The sequence below is a fragment of the Mesorhizobium sp. WSM4830 genome, assembly GCF_055811495.1.
The window spans coordinates 329,533-334,980 of sequence record NZ_JBVVQI010000004.1 but is presented as its reverse complement, the minus strand read 5'-3'; the positions used below and the strand labels follow the sequence as shown (position 1 = coordinate 334,980).

The 5,448-nt window shown below is 60.1% G+C and carries 3 protein-coding genes, 1 tRNA gene, 2 rRNA genes and 1 pseudogene (1 of these 7 only partly in view); 4 read left to right on the top strand and 3 right to left on the bottom strand.

Going from position 1 to position 5,448, the window contains the following annotated elements; genetic code table 11:
• The 4 genes and pseudogenes from AC0L2Y_RS08605 to AC0L2Y_RS08590 all read left to right on the top strand — a co-directional run.
• A pseudogene (locus AC0L2Y_RS08605) lies at positions 1–255 on the top strand (ABC transporter permease); the annotation flags it as partial.
• Positions 252–1,253 (top strand): ABC transporter ATP-binding protein, encoded by a 1,002-nt coding sequence (locus AC0L2Y_RS08600; protein ID WP_473555315.1) that lies wholly within the window; start codon positions 252–254, stop codon positions 1,251–1,253. The pseudogene AC0L2Y_RS08605 and the gene AC0L2Y_RS08600, both read left to right, overlap by 4 nt.
• The gene (locus AC0L2Y_RS08595; RefSeq protein ID WP_473555313.1) at positions 1,250–2,041 is read left to right on the top strand and encodes an ATP-binding cassette domain-containing protein; all 792 of its coding nucleotides are present in this window, start codon (positions 1,250–1,252) and stop codon (positions 2,039–2,041) included. The genes AC0L2Y_RS08600 and AC0L2Y_RS08595 overlap by 4 nt, the downstream gene beginning before the upstream one ends.
• Positions 2,038–2,544 carry an L-2-amino-thiazoline-4-carboxylic acid hydrolase gene (locus AC0L2Y_RS08590; protein WP_473555311.1) on the top strand — a complete coding sequence of 169 codons (507 nt, stop codon included), beginning with the start codon at positions 2,038–2,040 and terminating at the stop codon, positions 2,542–2,544. Before AC0L2Y_RS08595 ends, AC0L2Y_RS08590 begins: the two co-directional genes overlap by 4 nt.
• A 632-nt stretch (positions 2,545–3,176) precedes the next feature.
• On the opposite strand, the gene AC0L2Y_RS08585 is transcribed toward AC0L2Y_RS08590, so the two are convergent.
• From AC0L2Y_RS08585 to AC0L2Y_RS08575, 3 genes are all read right to left on the bottom strand, one after another.
• Positions 3,177–3,253, bottom strand: a tRNA-Met gene (locus AC0L2Y_RS08585).
• Positions 3,254–3,383: 130 nt separating this feature from the next.
• Positions 3,384–3,498 (bottom strand): 5S ribosomal RNA (rrf, locus tag AC0L2Y_RS08580).
• Between the two features lie 76 nt (positions 3,499–3,574).
• Positions 3,575–5,448, bottom strand: a 23S ribosomal RNA gene (locus AC0L2Y_RS08575); it runs 925 nt beyond the window's last position.

Below are 5,448 nucleotides of genomic sequence, written 5' to 3'. Positions count from 1 at the left end.
CCGCAAGTATTGGCTTTATCGTCGGGGAGGGTCGCGGCGGCTATTCTCACCGACGGGGCGCTCCCCTTTCTCGGCCGCGGCGAACCCAACGGGGTTACCTGGGGCGGAATGATCGCCTATGGCCGCGCCGTGCTGCGCACGGCGCCGTTCCTGTCGATCATTCCGGGCGCAGCACTCGTGCTGACCGTGCTCGGTGTGTATCTCACCGGCGAAGGCGTCGTCGAGACGACGGCGGTGAGGAGGAGCCTGTCGTGACGGCGCTTGCTTCGATTTGCAATCTGACGGTGACCTATCGCCGCGACGGCGCCGAGGTGGCGGCGCTGAAGAATGTCGGCTTCGACATCACCGCCGGCGAGCGCTTTGCCATCATCGGTGAAAGCGGTTCGGGCAAGAGCACCTTGGCGCTAGCCATTGCCGGGCTGCTGCCGGGATTTTCCAAGATTGGAGGCTCGATCGAGTGGAAGTTACCGAACCTTCAATCGCCTCATTCCTTCGCGCCCCCCTCTGTCCTGCCGGACATCTCCCCCACAAGGGGGGAGATCGGCAGTTTCGCCGCAAACTCTTCTGCTGCAACGCTGGAGATTGGCGAAGGCGGAGATGAGGGCGCAATCTCCCCCCAAGTGGGGGAGATGTCCGGTAGGACAGAGGGGGGCGCGACAGAGCGCCGACCATCCGCCATTGCGACAAGCCACACTCCCCTCGGCGGCCGTGACATCGGCTTCATCTTCCAGGATCCATCCGCCAGCCTCGACCCGGTGATGCCAATCGGCATGCAGATCGCTGAGGTCGCCTACACCCATCTCGGCCTTACTTGGTCGCAATCCTACGCCAGGGCAAAAACCCTGCTAGAACGCGTCCGTCTGCCCGACCCCAATGCCGCCCTGAGGGCCTACCCACATCAGCTCTCCGGCGGCCAGAAGCAGCGCGTGGCGATCGCCGCCGCGATTGCGGCCGGGCCGAAGCTGCTGATCGCCGACGAGGCGACCAGCGCGCTGGACACCATCGTGCAGGCCGAGATCGTCGGGCTGATCCGGCGACTAGTGTCCGAGGACGGCATGACGCTGCTGTTCGTCAGCCACGACATCGCGCTGGCCGCCGGGCTTGCAGAGCGCATCGCGGTGTTCCGGTACGGCGAGTTGCTCGAGCTGGGTTCGACGGCCCAAATCGTCAATGCGCCGCGTCACCCATACACTCGTGTGCTGCTTGACGCTCATCTCGGCCTCGACGCCGAGCCGCTTTTGCGGCGAACATGACCAATCCGCTGCTCGCCGTTTCCGGACTGACCAAACGATACGGTCGCGGTGGCAAGATCATCGCCGCGGTCGACGACGTTTCCTTCCACATCGAACCCGGCGAGACGCTGGCGCTGGCCGGACCTTCCGGCAGCGGCAAGTCGACGATAGCTCGGCTCATACTGCGGCTCATCGAAGCCGACGCTGGCCAGGTCGAATTTGAGGGCAGCGATTTCCTGTCGCTGAACGGCGCTGCCTTGCGCGACCGGCGCGCTCGTCTGCAGATGGTGTTTCAGGATCCGCTCGCCGCCTTGAACCCGCGCGCCACGGTGGCGCGTGTGCTCGACGACCCCTTGCGCATTCATCACGTCGCCTCTCGTGCCGAGCGCCCGCGCCGTATTGCCGCTCTGCTGGAACGCGTCGGCCTCAGCCCCGGTCTCGCCGGCCGCGCCATTCACGAAATCTCCGGCGGTCAGCGCCAGCGCGTTGCAATCGCCCGCGCCATCGCCACGAAACCGTCGCTGGTCGTGCTCGACGAGGCTGTGTCGGCGCTCGACGTTTCGGTGCGCGCGCAGCTCCTGCGGCTGCTGCTCGACCTTCAACGCGAGGAGCGCATCGCCTATCTGTTCATTTCGCACGATCTCGGCGTCATCCGTGCCATCGCCCACCGCATCGCCATTCTGGACGCCGGGCGGATTGCCGAGAGCGGCGATGCCCGCACCGTCATCGACGCGCCGCAATCCGCGATCGGCAAGGCGCTGGTGGCGGCAGCGCCGAGACTGTCAAGGATCGAACAGGACGCATCATGACCGACGCCGAAGCCCGAGCCGAAAAACTGTCGCGCGAACTCGATTCCGCCTTCCGCAATCGCGCCGATCTCTATCGTCTGTTGCTCGACGAGCTGACCGCGGAAGTGGGCGCGGAAAAAGCCGAGGCGATCATGATCCGCACCATCGAACGGCGCGGCGGGGAAGTTGCGGCGGCGGCCTTCGCCGATTTCGGCCCGAACGACGCACCGGCAATCGGCGAGGCGTTCCTGGCCGTCAGCCCGGATGGTGGCCGAATGTATCCGGCCGACGTCGAACGCAGCCAAGATCGCATCGCCTTCAAGGTCAGGCGCTGTCCGCTGAAGGACGCCTGGGTCGAGGCCGGCGTCGGCGACGAGAAGCTCGCCACGCTCTGCCGCATCGCCGGCGCCTTCGACCGTGGTCTGTTCGAGGCCACCGGAGTGCGCTTCGACAACGTCACCTGGACGCCGGGCCATGGTTCCGGCTGCTGCCACATCGCCTTGGCCAACCGGGATGCCGGTTAGAGCTGCAGCTCGAGCCATGTCGGCGAAGACGTAGAGTTCCGTTCCGTTGGGCAGCGCGGAGTCAAAAAACCCAGCACCACAAGGCAAGCGGGTGTTTTGATGTGTGCATCGCAAGGAATTGGTGCCGGCCTTTAGGTTCATGGCTGTCGCCTCGAGCCACGGCAATCAAATCAATCCGAGATTTTGTCGGATTGCGGCATTCTTGTTCGTCTTCTGTAGGGGAGTTCCTGGAGGTGAATTATGAGCGAATTGCCGGTGGTCAAAACGCGACGCAAAGGCAAAACCCTTACGCAGAGCATGCTGATCCCAACCGAGAAAATGGTCGCTGACGAGCTGCGGGCTGCGCGACCTGGCCACTTGTCGGACCTTGCAGAGTTACGACGTAAGCTCGCGGCAAAATACGGAGCAGACGCCTGCTGCCCAGTGACTGTGCGGCGGCACTTGGTGCAAATCAGTCAAGACGGCAGCGCGCCCTTTTGGCGCGTCGTAAATCCCGATCGGCCATTCGCCCGACGTATGAGAGGTGGATCGGAACACATACGCGAAAAATTGGCCGCGGAATGCTAAGTCTCCTGTTGCCGTACTTCAGCGCATTCGAAAACGGCCCGCACAAGGCGGGCCGTTTTCGAATTTGGTTGCGGGGACAGGATTTGAACCTGTGACCTTCAGGTTATGAGCCTGACGAGCTACCGGGCTGCTCCACCCCGCGTCAACCCTAAAGGTAAGCCTTGGCTCACCGAATTCAAGCTTCCGCCAAATGAAAGGGCCGCTTGCGCGGCCCGGAGTCCCGTTGGCGGGCCTGTTCGTAAGGAGAAGATTAAACAACGTGCGCTTGGCAGACCTGGCAGCGACCTACTCTCCCGCGTCTTGAGACGAAGTACCATCAGCGCTGGAGCGTTTCACGGCCGAGTTCGGAATGGGATCGGGTGCAGCCGCTCCGCCATAACCACCAGGTCGGCAAAACGCACGTTGCTCGAGAAGCTGTTTTCTGTGCCATCCATCGTGTTCACGATGGGCATTAGGAATGAGAACGATCAAGCCGATCGAACTATTAGTACCGGTAAGCTTCAAGCGTTGCCGCTCTTCCACACCCGGCCTATCAACGTGGTCGTCTTCCACGGTTCTCAGGGAATACTCGTTTTAAGGTGGGTTTCCCGCTTAGATGCCTTCAGCGGTTATCCCGTCCGGATATAGCTACCCTGCTATGCGGCTGGCGCCACAACAGGTCCACCAGAGATCCGTCCATCCCGGTCCTCTCGTACTAGGGACAGATCCTTTCAATATTCCTACACCCACGGCAGATAGGGACCGAACTGTCTCACGACGTTCTGAACCCAACTCACGTACCGCTTTAAATGGCGAACAGCCATACCCTTGGGACCTGCTCCAGCCCCAGGATGCGATGAGTCGACATCGAGGTGCCAAACAACCCCGTCGATATGGACTCTTGGGGGTCATCAGCCTGTTATCCCCGGCGTACCTTTTATCCGTTGAGCGATGGCCCTTCCACGCGGGACCACCGGATCACTATGACCGACTTTCGTCTCTGCTCGACTTGTCAGTCTCGCAGTCAGGCAGGCTTATGCCATTGCACTCAGCGAACGATTTCCGACCGTTCTGAGCCCACCATCGCGCGCCTCCGTTACTCTTTAGGAGGCGACCGCCCCAGTCAAACTACCCACCATACATTGTCCCGGACCCGGATAACGGGCCGCGGTTAGACATCCATAGTGATAAGGGTGGTATTTCAAGGGTGGCTCCACCTGAGCTGGCGCCCAGGTTTCAAAGCCTACCACCTATCCTACACATGCCACTACGAATGCCAATGTAAAGCTATAGTAAAGGTGCACGGGGTCTTTCCGTCTAACCGCAGGAACCCCGCATCTTCACGGGGAATTCAATTTCACTGAGTCTATGCTGGAGACAGCGGGGAAGTCGTTACGCCATTCGTGCAGGTCGGAACTTACCCGACAAGGAATTTCGCTACCTTAGGACCGTTATAGTTACGGCCGCCGTTTACTGGGGCTTCGATTCAGAGCTTGCACCCCTCCTCTTAACCTTCCAGCACCGGGCAGGCGTCAGACCCTATACGTCGTCTTGCGACTTCGCAGAGCCCTGTGTTTTTGATAAACAGTCGCTACCCCCTGGTCTGTGCCACCCTCCCATGCTTGCGCATGAAAGGGTCACGCTTCTTCCGAAGTTACGCGTGCAATTTGCCGAGTTCCTTCAGCATAGTTCTCTCAAGCGCCTTGGTATACTCTACCAGTCCACCAGTGTCGGTTTCGGGTACGGTCTATAAGGAGGAGCTATTTCCTGGAACCACGCAGCAGCCCTTTCAATCCGATAAGATTGGACTACCTCAATGATCCGTCACTTCCTCCAGGCCCACGAATATTAACGTGGTTCCCATCGTCTACGCATTTCTGCCTCGACTTAGGGGCCGGCTAACCCTGCTCAGATTAGCTTTAAGCAGGAACCCTTGGACTTTCGGCGGGGGAGTCTCTCACTCCCCTTACGTTACTCATGTCAGCATTCGCACTTCTGATACCTCCACCACCCCTCACGGGTATGGCTTCATCAGCTTACAGAACGCTCCGCTACCGCTTGCATTGCTGCAAACCCTAAGCTTCGGTGTATGGCTTTAGCCCCGTTACATTTTCGGCGCAAAGACCCTTATTTAGACCAGTGAGCTGTTACGCTTTCTTTAAATGATGGCTGCTTCTAAGCCAACATCCTGGTTGTTTTGGGATCCTCACATCCTTTCCCACTTAGCCATAACTTGGGGACCTTAGCTGTAGGTCAGGGTTGTTTCCCTTTTCACGACGGACGTTAGCACCCGCCGTGTGTCTGCCGACTATTACTCCCAGGTATTCGGAGTTTGGTTAGGTTTGGTAATCCGGTGAG

What these genes read in the sequence shown, in the direction of transcription:
- AC0L2Y_RS08595 (WP_473555313.1), top strand. Translation starts at nt 1,250, where the DNA reads ATGACCAATCCGCTGCTCGCCGTTTCCGGACTGACCAAACGATACGGT.
- AC0L2Y_RS08590 (WP_473555311.1), top strand. Translation starts at nt 2,038, where the DNA reads ATGACCGACGCCGAAGCCCGAGCCGAAAAACTGTCGCGCGAACTCGAT.